15 protein-coding genes are annotated in these 19,516 nt (G+C 40.7%); 4 read left to right on the forward strand and 11 right to left on the reverse strand.

The features are described from left to right. Positions 1-54: 54 nt before the first annotated feature. The 3 genes from hisD to lepB form a co-directional block, all read right to left on the reverse strand. Positions 55-1,335, reverse strand: a complete 1,281-nt coding sequence (gene hisD, locus ACFPU1_RS13020) for a histidinol dehydrogenase (protein WP_385941880.1) — start codon at positions 1,333-1,335, stop codon at positions 55-57. A 422-nt stretch (positions 1,336-1,757) separates the two neighbouring features. Next, positions 1,758-2,927 (reverse strand): sporulation protein YhbH, encoded by a 1,170-nt coding sequence (gene yhbH / locus ACFPU1_RS13025; RefSeq protein WP_385941883.1) that lies wholly within the window; start codon positions 2,925-2,927, stop codon positions 1,758-1,760. Between the two features lie 364 nt (positions 2,928-3,291). Beyond that, a complete protein-coding gene (gene lepB, locus ACFPU1_RS13030; protein WP_054636680.1) occupies positions 3,292-3,843 on the reverse strand; it encodes a signal peptidase I in 552 nt (183 codons plus the stop codon). Positions 3,844-4,267: 424 nt separating this feature from the next. Here lepB and ACFPU1_RS13035 point away from each other — a divergent pair, with 424 nt between their 5' ends. Beyond that, a complete protein-coding gene (locus ACFPU1_RS13035; RefSeq protein WP_385941885.1) occupies positions 4,268-5,281 on the forward strand; it encodes a hypothetical protein in 1,014 nt (337 codons plus the stop codon). A gap of 61 nt (positions 5,282-5,342) precedes the next feature. Here ACFPU1_RS13035 and ACFPU1_RS13040 read toward each other — a convergent pair whose 3' ends face one another. Then, a complete protein-coding gene (locus ACFPU1_RS13040) occupies positions 5,343-7,238 on the reverse strand; it encodes a PrkA family serine protein kinase (RefSeq protein WP_054636678.1) in 1,896 nt (631 codons plus the stop codon). A gap of 358 nt (positions 7,239-7,596) precedes the next feature. On the opposite strand from ACFPU1_RS13040, the gene ACFPU1_RS13045 reads away from it, so the two are divergent. The 3 genes from ACFPU1_RS13045 (at position 7,597) to ACFPU1_RS13055 (ending at position 12,029) form a co-directional block, all read left to right on the forward strand. Beyond that, positions 7,597-9,459, forward strand: coding sequence for a transglycosylase domain-containing protein (locus ACFPU1_RS13045; protein ID WP_385941889.1), 1,863 nt, complete (start codon positions 7,597-7,599; stop codon positions 9,457-9,459). 36 nt (positions 9,460-9,495) lie between these two features. Further along, positions 9,496-10,626: a CdaR family transcriptional regulator gene (locus ACFPU1_RS13050; RefSeq protein WP_385941891.1), complete on the forward strand. Its 1,131-nt coding sequence runs from the start codon at positions 9,496-9,498 to the stop codon at positions 10,624-10,626. A gap of 263 nt (positions 10,627-10,889) precedes the next feature. Then, on the forward strand, positions 10,890-12,029 hold the full coding sequence (locus ACFPU1_RS13055) for a glycerate kinase (protein ID WP_385941894.1): 1,140 nt from the start codon (positions 10,890-10,892) through the stop codon (positions 12,027-12,029). A 318-nt stretch (positions 12,030-12,347) separates the two neighbouring features. On the opposite strand, the gene ACFPU1_RS13060 is transcribed toward ACFPU1_RS13055, so the two are convergent. From ACFPU1_RS13060 to ACFPU1_RS13090, 7 genes are all read right to left on the reverse strand, one after another. Beyond that, positions 12,348-12,905: a DUF5366 family protein gene (locus ACFPU1_RS13060; protein ID WP_385941897.1), complete on the reverse strand. Its 558-nt coding sequence runs from the start codon at positions 12,903-12,905 to the stop codon at positions 12,348-12,350. Positions 12,906-13,001: 96 nt separating this feature from the next. Next, positions 13,002-13,307: an antibiotic biosynthesis monooxygenase family protein gene (locus ACFPU1_RS13065; protein ID WP_054636673.1), complete on the reverse strand. Its 306-nt coding sequence runs from the start codon at positions 13,305-13,307 to the stop codon at positions 13,002-13,004. A 298-nt stretch (positions 13,308-13,605) separates the two neighbouring features. After that, positions 13,606-14,079, reverse strand: a complete 474-nt coding sequence (gene trmL, locus ACFPU1_RS13070; RefSeq protein WP_385941901.1) for a tRNA (uridine(34)/cytosine(34)/5-carboxymethylaminomethyluridine(34)-2'-O)-methyltransferase TrmL — start codon at positions 14,077-14,079, stop codon at positions 13,606-13,608. A 112-nt stretch (positions 14,080-14,191) separates the two neighbouring features. After that, positions 14,192-15,037 (reverse strand): amidase domain-containing protein, encoded by an 846-nt coding sequence (locus ACFPU1_RS13075; protein WP_385941972.1) that lies wholly within the window; start codon positions 15,035-15,037, stop codon positions 14,192-14,194. A gap of 116 nt (positions 15,038-15,153) precedes the next feature. Beyond that, positions 15,154-16,986, reverse strand: a complete 1,833-nt coding sequence (locus ACFPU1_RS13080; RefSeq protein ID WP_385941902.1) for an ABC transporter ATP-binding protein — start codon at positions 16,984-16,986, stop codon at positions 15,154-15,156. 3 nt (positions 16,987-16,989) lie between these two features. Beyond that, positions 16,990-18,705 (reverse strand): ABC transporter ATP-binding protein, encoded by a 1,716-nt coding sequence (locus ACFPU1_RS13085; protein ID WP_385941905.1) that lies wholly within the window; start codon positions 18,703-18,705, stop codon positions 16,990-16,992. 231 nt (positions 18,706-18,936) lie between these two features. Then, positions 18,937-19,497, reverse strand: a complete 561-nt coding sequence (locus tag ACFPU1_RS13090) for a methylated-DNA--[protein]-cysteine S-methyltransferase (protein ID WP_054636670.1) — start codon at positions 19,495-19,497, stop codon at positions 18,937-18,939. Positions 19,498-19,516 lie beyond the last annotated feature (19 nt).

The following is a 19,516-nucleotide window of genomic DNA, read 5'->3' on the forward strand; positions in this document are numbered from 1 at the left end:
CTCCTGACTACCGTCGACAGAGAGAATTATACCAAATTTACTGATCCTTTTTCATTATTGCTTTTTTCCATATCTTCTGACACGCAAGGAAGCCTGCTCTTTATGGCCCATAAATCCTTCTAATTCACAAAGACGCTCTGCGTATTCGCCGATTTCCACAGTGGCTTCTGGAGTCACACGCTGATACGTGCAGTTTTTAAGGAACTTCCCTACCCATAATCCGCCAGTATATCTGGCAGCCTTTTTGGTTGGAAGTGTATGGTTTGTACCGATTACTTTATCCCCGTAAGCCACATTTGTTTCTGGTCCAAGGAACAGCCCGCCAAAGTTAGTTAAATTTTCCAGGAAGTAATTTGGATCCTCTGTCAGTACCTCTACATGCTCATAGGCAAGTTTATCGGCTTCCACTACAGCCTCTTCAAGACTGTCAACTAGAATGATGGTACCATTATCTCTCCATGCCACTTCTGCCACATCCGCTGTTGGAAGTACTTTAAGCTGTCGCTGAATTTCGTCCTCAAGCTCTTCTGCAAGTTTTCTTGACGTAGTGATCAAAGCACTAGGAGATGTCGGACCATGTTCAGCTTGTCCCAGTAAATCTGTTGCTACGATTTCAGCATCAGATGTTTCATCAGCTATTACCAACGTTTCAGTAGGGCCTGCAAATAAATCAATTCCAACACGGCCATAAAGCTGGCGCTTTGCTTCTGCAACAAACGCATTCCCTGGTCCTACAATCATGTCTACAGGGTCGATTGTTTCCGTTCCCACTGACATCGCTGTCATCGCTTGTACGCCGCCCAGAATATAAATTTCATCAGCACCAGCCATGTGCATAGCATACACGGTGGATACTGGAATTTCTCCCTGTGCTGGAGGAGTGCAGGCAATCACTCTTTTTACTCCCGCAACCTTGGCTGTCAAAATACTCATGTGAGAAGAAGCAACCATAGGGTAACGTCCGCCTGGAATATAGCACCCTACGCTGTTAACAGGTATATTTTTATGACCCAAAAATACTCCCGGTCTTGTTTCTACTTCAATATCTTTAATAGAATCCTTCTGGTGTTCTGCAAAATTTTTAATCTGTTCCTGGGCAAATTTAATATCCTCTTTAACTTGTTCAGGGACTGATTCAATTACTTTTTGGATATCTTCCTCTGATAGACGAAAACTCTCTGGAGACCACTTATCAAATTTTTCAGATAGTTCGCGGACAGCAGAGTCACCGTTTTCTTCTATATTTTTAATAATGCCGCTGACTGCTTCCTGGACTTTTGTATCTACTTCCTGGATTTCTTGTTCGCTTTTTCCCTTTTTAATAAACGTTGCCATGTAAGTGTCACTCCTCAATTTATATAGTTTATTATTACTGCCCGACTTTTTTGCAATTTGAGAGTTGGTCACGTCTCTTTCATGCTACTGCATCCTCAACACTTTTGAATACGCATTCAAAAGTGTACAAAAAAATGACTCCCTGATTATTCGATTACTTTTCATTTACATTAGTTATAAGTATTTAAGCAGTAACATTGCACCTTCAATGTTGTCGATTCTTCAAAAAAGTCAGTTTTTTGAATACGTATGCAATTATATCTCTTTTTTTCTTTCATGTAAACGTTTTACTGACATTTCTTTAAAAAATTTGTATCATTCTTACTCACCAGCCTGTTCATTGAATGAAAAATAATTCAAGAATTTCTCCAGTTTGTTTCCATGAAAAAGAAGGGCTGCTCAAGGTGAACAGCCCCCCTTCTTTAAGCATACAGCTCATTTTCTTCTTTTCTAAAGAACCATTTTAAAGCCTCGAATATATCTCCTTTTTGCTTCAAAATAAAATACCTGAAACGTTCATCTTCAATGTTCTTGTATGAACTCATCAATGTAGAGTGACGGTGGTACTGGTTAACTTCTGCGTATCCTACCATACTCGATAGCTCCATGAGTTCCTGGATGTGATTAAGGCATCGGGCATTGTCGGAGGTTAAGTTGTCTCCATCGGAGAAGTGAAAAGGATAGATATTGTAGCGCTCCGGATTGTATTTCTGGTCGATTACTTCCAAGGCTTTTCTGTAAGCTGAAGAACAAATAGTTCCTCCACTCTCCCCTTTTGAAAAGAAATCATCTTCGGTCACTATTTTTGCTTCTGTATGATGGGCAATAAATTCAATTTCCACAGTTTCATACTTAGTTCGTAAAAACCTTGCCATCCAGAAAAAGAAACTTCGTGCCATAAACTTTTCCCATCTTCCCATCGAACCTGAAGTATCCATCATCGCTATGACCACTGCCTTGGATTCAGGCCGAATTTTCTCATTCCACGTCTTAAAACGAAGATCATCGTTATGAATCGGGTTGATGCCGGGTTTCCCATCCATAGCGTTTCGTTTAATTGCAGATAAAATAGTCCTTCTTTTATCAATATTCCCCATGAGCCCTTGTTTCCTAATATCATTAAATTCAATGTCTTCAATAACGATATTATCCTCTTCTTTTTCTTGAAGGTTCGGTAATTCCATTTCACTGAAAAGCAGGTTTTCCAGTTCCACAATGGAAACCTCTGCTTCATAGTAATCTTCCCCAGCCTGGTCACCGGCCTGTTCTCCCTTGCCGGGAGCTTTCTGGCCGCTTCCTGGTTCACGCGCCACAACATCCCCTACTTCACTATCTCCATCGCCCTGGCCAACATGTTTGTTTTTATCATAGTTATAACGGATCTTGTATTCATCAAGGGAGCGGATCGGTATCCTGACCACTTCCCTCCCATTGGACATAATGATATTTTCTTCACTGACAAGGTCTGGAAGATTTTTCTTAATGGCCTCTTGTACTTTTTCCTGGTGCCGCCTTTGGTCTTGATGGCCTTTGCGATGGAGGGACCAATTTTCTTGAGATACAACAAAATTATGCCTTTTTTCTTTTCCCATCTTACGCCCTCCTTACTTTTTCATTTGAACTGGTCACAACAAATGAGTTTGATTCATACACTAAAGCGATTATGTCATTTAAAGGGTTTACTTTATCCTATGCAGAGAGACAAGAGAGTTGCTAAAATTTCAGATAATTTCCTCAAGACAAGCTTCCTTTTTCAATTGGATGTGAAGCTTTTATCCTTTAGTCTCGCTGTAAAGAAGACCTGTCCAGAGCATAAGGGTGTTTCTGACAGCTAAGATAAGCTTCATTGGTAAAACAGCCCGGTATCAAGGAAAAGCTGAAAAAAAATAGCCCCCACCGTTGGTGAGGACCATCCTTTACTGACCTTTTATTTTTTTCCATTTTAAAACTGTTTTTTTATCGTACAAAAGAAAATTCACTTACCGGCCAGTAACGTACATTTGCCTTGCCGACTACATCCTCAAAAGGGATAAATCCTAATTGCCTGCTGTCCAGGCTGTTTCTTCTGTTATCTCCAAGAACAAAGATATGGTTTTCCGGAACCTCTATTTGGCCAGTCAGCTCTTCAAGCGTGAAGTCCGGAGTGTATGTCTCCCCTTCAAACCCGGCACGCCAATCGTCTAAGTATTCTTCATCATAAGCCTCACCATTGATATAAAGAATATCATCTTCCACTCTTAGTTCATCTCCTGGAAGACCAATCACTCGTTTAATATAATCGCTATCTTCTGTAGCATGAAAAACCACCAAATCAAAGCGAGTTGGCTCAGAAAATTCGTAACCTATTTTATTTATGATTAACCTCTCTCCACTTTGTATGGTCGGCATCATTGACTCTCCATGGACCATGTAGTTGGCGAAGAAAAAGGTTCTTACAATTAACACGATGAGTATAACAATAGCGAACGTTTTGACCCAGTCTAATACCTCTCTTGCTACACTGCTCATAACGACTCCTCCATTTCTTCCCTTAACTTTACCACTCAATGTTTTGATAAACAATTAAAATTTCACAGGGGTAAACTTATGTATTCTTTACGTAAAACTTATAAGAATGTACCCTTTTTTCTTCAGTAAAAATCTTATTTCGTTTTGAAGGCAGAAAGAGAAAATCATCAGTGTGCTCCTCCTTTAAACCTTTTTATAGATCGGTCAAGAAAAAAGAAGGAAATAAATGGTTTTCGTAGAATGTGGTTTACAAACTATGTAAACGGGTAAATATTAGAGGTTCTACCTTTGACATTTTCACATATTTTGACTAGCATATAATAGTTGATAAGTATTTTTATCCCAAAGCATTATTAACTTTTCTTATTTTACTAGATCCAGAATTCATTTTACAAAGGGATATTAAGCGAGGAGTGTGAGGAGTATGAAGCACTTATTTATAGTCTTTTTATTTACTCTTTCTGTGTTTCATTTGTGCTCTTCTTCTACTGCAGCCAAAAGTGAGACATCTGCCGACGCAGAACCTGCTTTTGTTCAGTATGAACTTAAGGGAAATAATGTAACTTTAACATGGCAGCCAAAACCAGCCCTGGGCTATCAGATTACTATTGAAAATTATGAAATAAATGATGAAACGTTACATTTGTATTATTCTCTTCACTTTGCTGATCCCGCGACGAATCCTTTACAGGTAACTACATATCCTCAGGCAGCGATGGAGCTGCCAGTAACGGATGAAGAGATTGAAGATGTACAATTATTTGAAGTTATGGATTCATATGTTTTTAAAGAACACAGACCGCCGGTAGAAATTAAAGAAAACAAAATCTGGAACATTGATTTTAGTTCACCAGTTGTTTCTTCTGCTATTAATAATGAAACTGTTTACATAGTTGACGATGACAATAATCCAGTAGATACAGTTATTCTTTTAGCAAACAACAGAGAGGTGAAAATTCTTCCCCCTGAAGGAGGCTACGAACCAAATAAGCTCTACAACTTATACGTTGCCCCTTCTATCACAAATCAAAATGGGGTTGAAATGGAGCATGGTTTTAAGCAGACATTTTATGCGGGCCTTCTGAAAAGTGACATAGACTTGAATTTTCAAGATGGAACGATCCTTGGGCCACAAACCTCACAAGGACAGCAGGAAGAAGCATCCAATGAGGACAGTGACACCGACCTCCTTATCTCCTTTGCTAATGACGGGGAAGAAGCAGAAGTTACAAAGCCGATATTTGAGGAAGAATTTGAAATTATCCCCCTTACTGTAGGGGAAGAGGGAAGAGAATTTATTATACACAAAACCTTTCCCTCCAGTACAGAAACCATAAACGAAGACCACTACTTTTTTCCATTGCAGTATAACAACCCTTTTGCAGACTCCATGCGCCGTTTTTTCCTGGTTCCCTATCTCCAGTATTTAGAAAGGTAAAAAACAGGAATACCTAAAAGCCTCTTGTACCTTCACAGGGTACAAGAGGCTTTGTTAACATTTAACGATTCAATAAACTACCCACATATCTAAGCAGTTCGTTTGCAGAGACAGAATTATATCCATGCTCATCAATTAACCGTTCTATGACACTATTAATCTTTTTCAACTGTGACTCATCCGGCGTTTTTGTGGAGGTAGTAATTTTCACAACATCTTTTAAGTCAGCAAATAGTTTCTTTTGAATTGCTTCGCGCAAACGTTCGTGAGAATTATAGTCAAATTTCTTTCCTTTGCGGGCATAGGCTGATATCCGAATAAGGATTTCTTCCCTGAACGCTCTTTTCGCATTTTCTGAAATCCCAATCTGCTCTTCAATGGAACGCATCAGCTTCTCATCTGGATTCATTTCTTCACCGGTAAGTGGATCCCGAAGTTTATTCTTATTGCAGTAGGCTTCTACGTTATCAAGGTAGTTATCCATAAGCGTCTTCGCTGACTCTTCATAGGAATAGACAAATGCTTTCTGAACTTCTTTTTTCGCAATTTCGTCGTATTGCTTTCTTGCAATAGATATGAAGTCCATATATCTTTCTTTATCTTCCTGAGATATAGAAGCATGCTGGCTTAACCCATCCTTTAAGGAACGAAGAACATCCAGGGCATTGATCGATGAGATCTCCTTTCTGATCAACGCAGAAGAAATCCGGTTAATCACATAACGTGGGTCGATTCCATTCATTCCTTCGTCTTGATGCTCTTTTCTTAACTCCTCGATGTCCTGTTCGTTAAAGCCTTCAACATCCTCTCCATCGTATAAACGCATTTTCTTAACTAAGTCCACACCTTGCTTTTTCGGGTCTTTCAGCCTTGTCAGGATAGTAAATATGGCTGCAGTCCGCAAAGCATGAGGAGCAATATGAACGTGAGACAAGTCGCTTTCTTCAATCATTTTCTTATAAATTCTCTCTTCTTCAGTCACCTTTAAGTTATAAGGAATATTCATTACAATAATACGGGAGTGAAGTGCTTCATTCTTTTTATTGGCTATAAAGGACTTATACTCTGCTTCGTTCGTATGGGCAACAATCAGCTCATCTGCGCTTATTAACGCAAATCTTCCCGCCTTGAAATTCCCTTCCTGCGTTAAAGAAAGCAAATGCCACAAAAATTTCTCATCACACTTCAGCATTTCCTGAAACTCCATCATACCTCTGTTTGCTTTATTAAGTTCTCCGTCAAATCGGTAGGCACGGGGATCGGATTCTGAACCATATTCTGCGATCGTGGAAAAGTCTATGCTTCCAGTTAAATCTGCAATATCCTGGGACTTGGGATCAGACGGACTGAACGTTCCTATTCCCACCCTTTTATCTTCTGATAAAAAGATTCTTTCGACTATTACATCTTCAATATGGCCCCCGTATTCTTTCTCAAGCCTCATTAAATTGAGAGGGGACAAATTGCCTTCTATTCTGATTCCATACTCTTTAAAAAAATCTTCACGTAAATGGTGAGGAATCAAATGAAGGGGATCCTCGTGCATCGGACACCCGGAAATTGCATAGACCGCTCCTGGATCCGTATGAGAATACTTTTCCAATCCTCTTTTCAGCATTGTTACCAGCGTGGATTTCCCCCCGCTGACCGGCCCCATAAGAAGAAGTATTCTCTTTCTTACGTCAAGCCTTCTAGCAGCTGAATGAAAATATTCTTCTACCAGTTTCTCAAGGGAATCTTCAACCCCGAAGATTTCTCCTTTAAAAAAGTTATAATGTTTTTTACCATCTATTTCCTCTATCCCAGCGTCTTTTATCATATTATACACCCGTGAATGAGCAGTTTGGGCAACGTGGGGGTTCTCTTTTAAAATATCTAAATACTCCGCAAATGTACCTCTCCACTTAAGCTTCTCTTCTTCTTCCCTGGAGTTACGAATTTTATTTAAAATGTCCACCTGATAAAAGCCTCCCTTTCTTAAACTTCTAAAATTTTGCTGGCTGCAAAGGGGGGCGCAGGCCGGAACGTTTGACCTCCGCCTATGTTGTTCTGTTACTCATTTTTATGCGGTCTTATGAAAAAGATAACCTGTCTCTGTTTATTCCTTTAATAAATTTAGGGTCCGACTCCTGATATTCAATGGTTTCCAGCACTACTGGCAATATCGTTGCCGTATTTCTTTACAGCTTGGACCTCCTGAGCAGCCAGCCATACTGGATAAAGAAAATAGAATCCAGTCTGGTGATTCATGGTAAAATAAAGGTTCATTAACCAGTTTCTGCATTCAGACACAGGTAGAAAGAAGGAACGCGAGCATGAGAGTTGCAACCGGCTATACAGTCATTTTTCTTTTTGTTGCAATATTTATTGTTGTATTTTTGCACGTGATGGATGAAGCAAAAAGTATTCGTCCATTTCCAGCAGTTTTAGCAGAGGAAATTGATGTCACTGATGTGGAGTTAATGAATATTAGCTATATGTATGATACAAATGGCGATCTTATTTCAGAGATTGCCGGGGAAGAGAAAAGAAAATATCTTCCTCATGATGAGATACCGATTATGTTTAAACACGCTTTTCTGGCAACAGAAGACCGCCACTTCTACGACCACCAAGGCCTGGATATGTCCTCTGTGGTCAGAGCTTTTGTAACTAACGTTCAATCTCAATCCATTGAACAAGGGGCCAGCACAATCACACAGCAGCTCGCCCGAAATTTATTCTTGGATCACTCACAATCCTATAATAGAAAGCTCAAAGAAGTGTTATACGCTTATCAAATGGAACAGGAATACAGCAAGGAAGACATACTGGAACTCTACTTAAATACAATTTATTTTGGCAATGGAGTGTACGGCATTGAAACTGCCAGTGAATTTTACTTTGATAAACCGAGCCAGGAGCTTGCTGTAAACGAGATAGCTTTTCTCACCGGTATTCCGGCCAATCCTACATTCTATAATCCTTTAACTAACTTTGAAAATACGAAACAGCGCCAGGAATGGGTCCTTGAAAAAATGACAGAATACGAAAGTATCAGTGAAGAAAAGAAAGACAGCGCAATAGCAGCTGAGGTTGTTCTTCAGGTGAAGGACCGAGTGGATCAATACCCTTCATACGTCACCTACATAGAATATGAGCTTAAAGAGCTGATTGCAGAAAACGAAGGATTTACCAAAAGACTTACCAATGCAGAAGGAGAAGAAAGAATTGAAATAGAAAGAGAACTTCAAGGACGTACAATGGAGTGGCTGCGTTCAGGACTGAAAATTGAAACCAATCTTCAACCCTCTATACAAGATCAGGTTAACCACGCCTTATCAAGTCATTTGGGTGCACGTGAAGCCGAAGGAACGGCTGTGGTGGTTGATCATCAAAATCACAACATTGTAGCAGTTTCCGGTGGAAAGAACTATAAGAAATATGATTTCCACAGAGGCTTCCAGGCATACCGCCAGCCAGGCTCAGCAATCAAGCCTCTTCTCTCTTTTGCTCCTTATATCGAAGAGCACGGGGCATCCATTAATAGTTTAGTCAACGGCGGCCGGTTTTGTGCCCAGGGCTACTGTCCCCGCAACTTTGGCGGTGCGTCATATGGACATGTCTCTTTGAACCATGCGTTTACCCACTCCATTAATACAGCAGCTTTAAGATTGGCAGAAAGAACTGGCCTTGAAACTGCCTTTTCCTACCTAGAACCTTTTTCTTTCTCTAAAGTCACAGAGGATGATTATTCCTATCCCTCTGTGTTAGGAGGTTTAAATCAAGGTGTTACCCCTTTAGAGCTGACTAGAGCGTATACTACTTTTTCTAATAATGGCATATACACTCCCCCGCGAGGAATTCACAAAGTCACTGATTATGACGGGAATATACTCCTTGAGTGGTCTCACAAAGAAACGAAAATGTGGAGCACAGAGACAAATGAAAAGATGAGAGTCCTTCTCCAAAACGTGATAAAAGAAGGAACAGGAAGAAACGCATCCTATGGGTCTCATTTGGCTGGCGGAAAAACAGGGACCACCAATAGTTACCATGACCTTTGGTTCGTTGGTTATAATGAAGCCTATACAACTGGTGTGTGGATAGGCAAAGATCAACCTGGTTCTATCCAGCCCTTAAGCTCGGAAGGAACTCACCTGGCTGTCTGGCGCAGTATTATGAGTCAGATCCAATAAAGCCGCTACGGCTTTTATAAACGGAAGGTGGATAATATGTTAAATAAAGAGCTTGCCTCTGAGATTGTCCAAAGGACAATGGGTATTATTGATTGTAATGTGAACGTCATGGATAGAGAAGGAAGGATCATTGGCTCAGGTGAACCAAAACGCCTGAACCAGGTTCATGAAGGAGCACAAAAGGTCATCCGCAAACAAACTGCTATTGAATTTTCCAGAAAAGAAATTGATGAATTAGATGGTACTCTCCCGGGTATAAATCTTCCAATCAGATTTCAGGGGACCATCGTCGGTGTCATCGGTTTAACGGGTGAACCCGAAGAAATAAGAGGGTTTGCCCAGCTGGTACAGATGGGCGCCGAGTTAACATTAGAACACGCTGCTTTAGCGCAAGAGATTCAAAGTGATAAAAGTGTCAAAGAAAGTACTCTTTCCCATTTATTGCTGGGTACTGAGACAGATGACACCTTTGTAGAAGAGAGAGCGCGGTCTTTAGGAATTAATATACATGCTTATGGAACTGTGTTTTTATTTTCATTACCCTCTCGTCAGTCTAGAACCTTCAAAAGCTGGCTCGAACAACATATTGCAGAAGAAGGAGACGAGTTCATTCCCTTATATACATCAGAGTTAATTTTTTTAAGAAAAGGAAGCACAAAAGCAGCTGATTCAGCGAGAAAGGAAATAAATCACTGGCTGTCTTCCTCTTCCTTTCAGGGAGTAACAGCTTCATGCGGGCCTGCTGAGTACGGTTATAAAGGATGGCGCCACTCCTTTGAGGTTGCTCGTTTGCTCAATAACACAGCTGCCGCTTTAAAGAAATGGAGCACGGTATGGACAATGGAATCCTTACATACAGAGGCCATGTGCTATGGATTTTATCAAAATTTCCCTAAAGAATCTTTCCCCTTGATACAAAATTATCAAAAGGTTTTATTAAATGAAAACGGTGATGAGTTGCATAAAACTTTATTCGCCTTTATTGAGGAAAACGGTGAGATGATGAAAACGGCAGAACGACTTTATATACATAGGAACACCCTTGCCTATCGTCTTGAAAAAATACAAAACATAACTGGAAAAAACCCTAAATTAATCAATGACCTGTTTGATCTTAAAGTGAGCCTGCTATTCGCATTAATCGATGAGAACAGTGTCTCGCAGTAGGTAAATTTCTTTTCTAAAAAAAGGCCCGCTTTTGTGCGGCTGCACGATAAAATCCTTTATTTTTCACTTTTCTCTATTCAGTTGCCTAATGAAAGTTACTTTGTAAACGGTTACCCTAGAGATAGAGAAACCCCTCATAAACGGGGATGTCAGCAGGGAAATTCCAATCGTACTTAAAGTGATGGCCTAGGAAAGCCTTGTTGATTCAACCTCCCCATCAATATCTGGAGTATTTCGCTTATTTTAGAAAAGGAGTGATCCACATGGTAAAAGTAGTCATTGCACCGGATTCGTTCAAAGAATGCATGACAGCACAAGAGGCCGCTACTGCCATTGAAAAAGGGTTTCAGCAAGTCTTTGAAAAGGACATTGTCATTGATAAAATCCCTATGGCTGATGGCGGTGAAGGGACAACGCAATCACTTGCCGACGCTCTGAACGGAAAGATTTACACTACTGAGGTTACTGGCCCTATGGGACAAAAAGTGATGGCCTCCTATGCTGTGTCAGGCGACAAGGAAACTGCAATTATGGAAATGGCTGAAGCATCAGGTCTTTCACTTGTTCCGGCTGAGGAAAGAAACCCTCTTACTGCTTCTACATACGGAACTGGAGAATTAATTAAAGCTGCGTTAGACCATAATGTTTCTAAAATTATTATTGGAATTGGAGGCAGTGCTACAAATGATGGCGGAGCCGGGATGATCAAGGCCCTGGGCGGAAAGCTGCTGGATCATAAAGACAATGAGATCGAAGAAGGAGGAGCTGCTTTAAAGGAGCTTAGTCGCCTTGATTTGGAAGGTCTGGATCCAAGATTAAAACATGTTAACATTACTGTGGCTTGTGATGTAACCAACCCTTTGACTGGTCCAAAAGGAGCTAGTGCTGTCTACGGCCCTCAAAAGGGAGCCACAGGAGAAATGGTAGAAGAACTGGATGAAGCTTTAAAGAATTTTGGAATGATACTGGAAACCAGCACTGGTAAGCCTGTTTCAGACATTCCAGGTGCCGGGGCTGCAGGGGGCTTAGGAGCTGGTCTGCTTGCATGTCTTCAGGCAGAGTTAGAGTCTGGTGTGACCATTGCTCTCCAAGAAACCTCCTTTCATGATAGAGTGAAAGACGCCGATTTAGTGATCACAGGAGAAGGGAAAATTGACAGCCAGACCATATACGGAAAAACTCCAATAGGAGTAGCACAAGCCGCAAAGAAACATGGTTGTTATGTTGTAGCTTTGTGTGGCAAGCTTGAGCACGGATATGAACCAGTGTTAGAGCGTGGAATTGATGCTGCATTCAGCCTCGTGCCTGGCCCTGTATCACTGGACGATGCGATGAAGCACGGAAAACATTACTTAGAAGACCTCTCGCGAAATATTGCTGCCATCATTAAGCTACAAATGTAATAATTACATGAGGCTAGGACAAAGCTGTTTCATTTAAGTAAATTAGGCACCAATTATCTTCTCTTGATAATTGGTGCCTTATATTTGGATCAAGCCTTTCTGGTTATGCGTCCAGGCGATATACTTTCTTAAGTCACCGCCGGGAGTGCTTTCGGAAACAGAAACAAACGAGATCTACGGCGAGCGTTTTGTTGAGGTGATGTAACTTTATCGGAAGGTACCCATTTTTCATACACAATGTTAGAACCTGAAGGTCTGTCTTTAATTGTTCAAAATTACGAGACGCCTGCGGGAAAATTGGTCCCGGCCTCTTAGACGTCATATCGGCAGGCTTGCGATAAAACTATTATATAAAACAGTGCAGGTGTATATAACAACCAAGCTAAATGAGGACCAGAACATAAGATGGAAGAAGATGACCCCTGTCATTCGACTAAAAGAAAGGGAACCGCTGATTTTATACACAAAAAAAGTAAAGTAAATAACTGAAGCTGAAATAAATAACATGATAATGGCTTCCGGTATAGCTATGAAAAACAGTGATAGGCCACTTGCAATGAGAAAAATCCAGGAACCCTTTCTAATTTTGTAAAGGTCCTCCCCTTCCTGATCGTTTGAAAAAAATAATAGAGACAGCTGAATAAGTGTATCGGAGATTAATTTCAACGCTGAAAAGACCATAAAATAAAACAAAAGAAATAAAAAGAGAAGTGTGCCTTTGATTCCTGCTTCAGAGAAGAATTCCATCATTCCTCTGTACAGCCCGATCTCATTTAACCATCCTGTGATGAGGCCTTCCGTATATATGGCAAGTGAGCAGCTGAACAACAGGATTGAAAACAAAGGAAAGTGGCTTGTGATATATGTATTTTTCATTGATGACTCCTAAAGAATTCTATATTAGTATACTCTTTCTAATCATAGCAAGCATAAAAAAAAGATCAACAGATTTTTCTGTTGATCTTCCTATTCTCACGTCTGGTAAACAACCTCATAAGCATTCAGTTCACTGCCTGAAGCCGGGCTTTTTTCTTTAGACTCTCTTTTTTCTTTGTGGGCATTCTTAAAGGCATCGCTGTTTTTCCAATCCTCGAAATGCTCTTTTGTCTCCCATTTCGTAAACACAACCAGCTTCCCATCCGGGTTTTCATTATCGAGGAATAAATATTCAAGACATCCAGGAACCTTCTTCATGTTTTCAGCACTTTGGGCAAAACGCCCCTTCATTGCATCCTTTGCTTCTTTAGGCACGTGAAGCTCATTCATAACTACGTACATTTGCTATCCCTCCTAAATATGTATCATACCTTTATTATACATGGGATTTGAATTGCCACAAAATCGAAAGCATTGAACATTCACATTGATTGTATTTTCGTCTATAATATAGGTTAGACTATCCATCCACCAACAAAGGAGGCTTTCACAATGGGACTAGTCTTAATTCTTGGTGTTTGTGTAGCGTTCCTCGTTTCCATCCTGACAGCAGGTGTAGAAGAGAAGCCACACAGCCAGTGAGTATGAATAAGAATTAAGAAAAAGGAGCTTTTTTCCTCAAAAAAGCTCCTTTTTTATTTTAAGACAACCCTTTAAACCCTTGCTGGCGCATTGCCTCATACACTAAAATAGCGGCCGTATTCGAAAGGTTTAATGACCTTACTTTATCTGTCTGGGGAATACGAAGACATTGTTCTTTATACTTATCTGTGATTTCACCAGGAAGTCCTGTCGTTTCCTTTCCAAAGACAAAAAAATAATCCTCTGCTGGATCAGTATAGTCAAAGTCACTGTATGTTTTTGTCCCAATAGTTTCCACAAAGAAAAAATTTCCTTCCGGATAGCTTTCAAGCAATTCTTCAATAGCATCATAATAATTAATCTTAACATTCGGCCAATAATCACAACCTGCTCTTTTTAACATTTTATCATCGGTAGAAAACCCTAATGGTCTGATTAAATGAAGAGACGTATTAGTCCCCGCGCAGGTTCTTGCAATATTGCCGGTGTTGGCAGGAATTTCTGGCTGATATAAAACGACATGGATTGCCATCGCTATTTGCACCTCGTTTCTTCAATAACATGGGATATTATATCATATTACTCCGTCCCTTCCTATTCCCCGCTCAGTACTTAAAAAAGACACAAGAAAAGGGCTGACAGTGTCACACCCCGATGCGGAAAAACTTATATTTTACGTTAGGCGTCCAGGCTGTTGAATCCTCATATGCCCAGTATCTCATTCTGCTGTTTGTTGTCTGGGCATTTACCAGCGGTTCATTATTTGCATCTTTAGCCGTAACAATGGTTGTATGCTGCCAGCGCCCATCCCCATTAAAATCATAACAAATCACATCTCCAGCCTCGAGGTCTTCTGCCCTCTCTGCCTCAGAAGCTGACAAACCCTGGGTTGACCCGCTTAAGTACCACCTCATTGAATGAGCCACAGACCAGCTGTAACTCCAGTTGTTATTTTGATACCACCAGCCTTGTGACCGGTTAGGGTACCCTCTCATAGGAGCATTCCCAGCTCGTAAACATTGGGAAATAAAATTTGTACAATTATCCGTGAATTTTTCATATTGAGGATTGTAATCATTCCACCATCGTTCAGCATAGCGAATTGCTTCTCTTCGATCATACTGAAAGGAGCGTCTCTCTTGTGAAAAAAAACGGGAAGGAGAATCATTATTTTCAAACAAATAAGGTACACTAATAATTTTATCTTCCAGCAGTTTCTTCCCATCAAAAGTGGCTCTTCTTTTTTGCATGATTTCTTCCATGTAAAAATCTTTCTTTAAACGAATGAGAAATGAAGTCACAAACAAATAATCTACAGCCTTCTCCCCGCTCTTTGAAAATACTCTGTAAGGAAGAATCTCACCGCTGCCTTTTACTCGTTCAGCCTTTCTCTTGCTGTTGCGCTCCTCTCCCCTTTTCAGGGCTGCAAGTTCTTGATTTTCTAATTTGCTTATCAATGTTTTTTGTCTTTTTGTATCCCCAGCTACCATGTAAGCTAACAGTTGATCACTATGTTCTGTTAATGTTGACTCCCATTCTCTCACACTATCATCCTCCTCCTTTAAAGATATGAAGGAGGGTGATCGGATACGAATAAGAAATCATACTAGACTGCTTGTTCCTTTGTCTGCCCTGCCTGCAGCTCAGCATAAAAACCTTTATTATTCATTAATTCTTCGTGTGAACCTTTTTCTGTTATTTTTCCATGTTGAAGCACAATAATCTGGTCCGCCTGCCTGATTGTATTTAAGCGGTGGGCGATGACAAAGCTGGTTCGTCCCTTCATCAGCCTTTGCAGTGCTTCTTGTATTTTGATTTCAGTGACAGTATCTATGCTGCTCGTCGCTTCATCCAAAATTAAAATGGCTGGGTCTGCCAAAATCGCCCTGGCAATAGAGAGTAACTGTTTCTGCCCCTGACTGATGCCCTGACCGTTTTGTTTTAATGTTGTCTCATATTTCTCAGGAAACTTCTGTATGAATCCATCAGCGTTAGCAAGTCTGGCGGCTCGTTCCACCTCTTCATCTGAAGCAGAAAGGTTTCCATACCGTATATTTTCCCTGATGGTCCCTTGAAACAAAAAAGAATCCTGTAATACAAACGCCATATGGCTTCTCACGTTTTCTCTTTTTATGTGAGCCATATTCCGGCCATCCAACTGAATTTCCCCTTTGTCTGGATCATAAAAGCGAGATAACAGATTTATTATTGTTGTCTTTCCGGCTCCTGTCGGCCCGACAAATGCTATAGTCTCACCTGCATGAGCGGTAAAGGTAACCTCAGTCAGCGTCTGTTCATCCCTTTCATAAGCAAAGGATACGTTTGAAAAGGTAATCTCCCCTTTCACTTCTGACAATACTGCCGCCTCTTTTTCATCACTTCTTTCATCTTTTTCATCCATCACTTCAAAAACACGCTCCGCCCCTGCAATTGCAGATAAAAGGGTGTTTACTTGGTTTGCAAGGTCATTTAGTGGCCGGGTAAACTGTCTTGCATATTCTGCAAAAATTACGATTACCCCGATGGTTATCACACCCTGCAAAGCAAGAATACCTCCCACCCCTGCAATGACGGCAAAGCTGAGATTATTCAGCATATTCATCAGCTTTGGAATAAAGCCGGAAATCGTTTGAGCCCAGAAACCAGACTGGCGTAAACGCCCGTTTTTCTCCACAAATGAATCAATCACTCGTTTTTCAAGAGAAAAAGTCTTTACGATGCTATGCCCGGACATGGTTTCTTCAATATACCCATTCACATCCCCAAGATCACGTTGCTGCTCTTTAAATAACCTTCCTGTCCGTTTCGTGATCCATTTCATCCCGGATACCATTGCCGGTACAATGAGCAGGGTAATCAAAGTCAGAAGGGGACTAAGCCATAGCATGACACTAATTGTGCCTAAAAGTGTTAGCAGGCTTGAAAAAATTTGAATGACTGAGCTATTAAGAGTGTTACTTACATTTTCCATATCATTGGTAACCCTGCTCATCAACTCACCGTGCTGTTTTTTGTCAAAGAAAGGGATAGGGAGGCTGTGAAGATGAGTGAACAAGTCGGTTCTCATTGTATATACTGTCTGCTGGGCAATCCCTGCCATTAAAAAGTTTTGAAGAAGGAGTGAGCCCGAATGGATGAGGTAGACAAAAACAAGGCCAATAAGGAAAGAACGTAAAGCCCCCAGGTCACCTGTAACCACATAATTGTCAATAGCCATTCCAATCATAAATGGCCCCAGAAGTGCAAAAGCAGAACTTAGCAATACAAGAAATAATACGAAAAAAAGCTTCCCTTTCCGGTAAGAGAGATATAACCAGATTCTTTTTAACGTATCTTTCCAATTATCAGCTTGAGGACGCTTCTTTACTAAAGCATTTTTATTACCATGGCTAAGTGCTCGTTTTTCGTATGAAAAAGGCTCCTTAAGTTTAGAAAACATGTGCTAAGCCTCCTTTCCCGCCTGGGACTTGTTTATACGATAATATAAAGAAGACATACTCATTAATTCTTCATGCGTTCCTTTGGCAGTCAGCTGTCCTTCATCAAGAAGTAAAATCGTGTCAGCCTCCATGGTAGTGCTTATTTTCTGAGTGATCATTAACACTGTACATGATAAGTCATCCAGCTCTTGCAACAGCTTCATCTCCGTTTTCACATCCAAGGCACTCGTACTATCATCGAGCAACAGAATTCTAGGCTTTCTAATAAGAGCTCTTGCTATGGAAAGGCGCTGCTTTTGGCCGCCTGATAAATTAACACCCTTTTGACCTAAGATGGTGTCGTATTGATGTGGCAGGGATAATATCGTTTCATGTATTTGAGCTTTCCTTGCCGCTTCCTTAATTTCTTCCAAAGAAGCATTTTCTTTGCCCCATGCAATATTTTCTTTAATCGTCCCGGTAAAAAGGAGGGCCTCCTGAGGAACATACCCTATGTTATTCCTTAAAAGGGACGAATCCATTTGCCTTATGTCTTTTCCATCTATAAGTACAGAGCCTTGTTCTGGTTCATATAACCTGGGAATCAACTGGAACAAGGAGGTTTTCCCTGAACCTGTGGCTCCTAAAATGGCAGCCTTTTCCCCTCCTTTGATCACAAAGGAAAGGTTCTCCAACACGGAATCCCTGCTTTCAGGATAACGAAAGGAAACTTGTTGAAACTCTATTTCTCCACGGCCGATTTCCGTAGGCTCGTCCTTACCGGTTTCTACCTCATTTTTTTCAGATTCCAATACTTCCGCAACTCGGCTTGCTGATGCCCGGGCTCGTGAAAACATCATAATAATCATCGTAAAAATAGAAAGGGCTCCTGTCATTCTAGCCGCGTAATTAACAATGGCAACAACCTCCCCTACCGTAGCCCCTCCGGCATTCACCTCAATTGTTCCATACCATAGGACAAACAAGACACTGCCATTGATAAGCAGAAGAATGACGGGCATGGCGATTTCTGTCAGGCGAAGGGCTTTAATTACCTTCGCCCGAAGTTCGTCACTGGCGTGTATAAATCGATTAATCTCATGTGTTCTCCGTAAAAACGCTTTAATGACCCTGATCCCCGCTAAACTTTCATACATTACATTGTTGACTTTATCCAATCGTTCCTGGACTATTTTAAATAGTGACCCCGCTTTTTTCATGACTCCTATTAAAAATATAAGAAGTATAGGAACAGTAATTGCAAAGATTATCCCTAATTGAGCATTTACAATAAAAATCATAGTTATGCTTCCGAGTACTAACAAAGGAGCTCGCAGCATGATTCGAAGACACATAAATATTACATTTTGCAATTGAGTAATATCGTTGGTCATTCTTGTCACCAGGGAAGAGGTTGGAAAAAGGCTAAACGTAGAAAATGAAAAGGATTGGACTTTTGTATATATGGCTTTACGAATGTCATGTCCAGTACTCTGGCTGACATGAGCGGCGTAAAAGGAGTTGATAATACCTGCAGTAAAAGCAACTAGAGAAAGGCCCACCATGACCCCTCCCCATTGAAGAACAACAGAAAGATCCCCTTCCATAATGCCATCATCAATAATTCGTGAAATTAAAAAAGGCTGTACCAATTCAACCCCAAGTTCTATAAGCATTAACAGCAAAGCAACAAAAGCTGCCAGCCGGTATGGCTTCATAAATGAAAAAACCTTTCTCATCGAAGTTCCCACCTTCAACAAAAGACAAAGTAAATGGTTCATTTATCGAAATACTTTATATCACTTTATCACACTTGTTAACCTCTCATAGATAAAAACGCACCCTCTTTGAAGACAGGAAGACAAAAAAAAAGAGACTGTCTCAAAAGCAAAGCTTTTGCGCACAGCCACTTCTTTTTTTAGGTCTAAGCATTTAGTCAGTCGTAGTGCTGTCCTCTTATTCTTACAGGTTTAAGAGGAAACTTTCTGCAAGGCTCCTTCCAACACTAATAACTGCTCTTTTTTGCGAAGGCCTCCTCCGTAACCAACCATCGCCCCGTTGCTTCCTACTACGCGATGACATGGCAGGATAATAGGGAGTGGGTTTTGGTTGTTTGCTGCCCCTATCGCTCTGACGGCTTTCGGGGCTCCTATTTCCAAAGCTACTTGTTTATAAGATTTTGTTTGGCCGTATGGAATAGCATTCAACGCTTCCCACACAAGCCTTTGAAATTTAGTTCCATAGAGATCTATCTCAACATCAAATGTATTTCTTTCACCTGAAAAATATTCTTCCAGCTGGGTAACAACCGTCTGAAGAGCTTCATTGTTTTGTTGAAGCAGGTCGACTTTTAAATTCTTTTTCTTCAACCACGTTTTAACCAAGGGGAGAGAGTGTTCGGCAGACCCATATTGGAGCATGCAAACCCCCTGATTGGTACCTACAAGCGTTATTGGACCTATGAAACTGTCCATCTCTGAATAGAAGACTGATCGCTTCTCAGACACAGATACCACATCCTTCCATGCCATTCTTGTCCTTAATACTACA

This window comes from Thalassorhabdus alkalitolerans (assembly GCF_042656525.1).
In the GTDB taxonomy this organism is placed as follows: Bacteria; Bacillota; Bacilli; order Bacillales; family Marinococcaceae; genus Thalassorhabdus; species Thalassorhabdus alkalitolerans.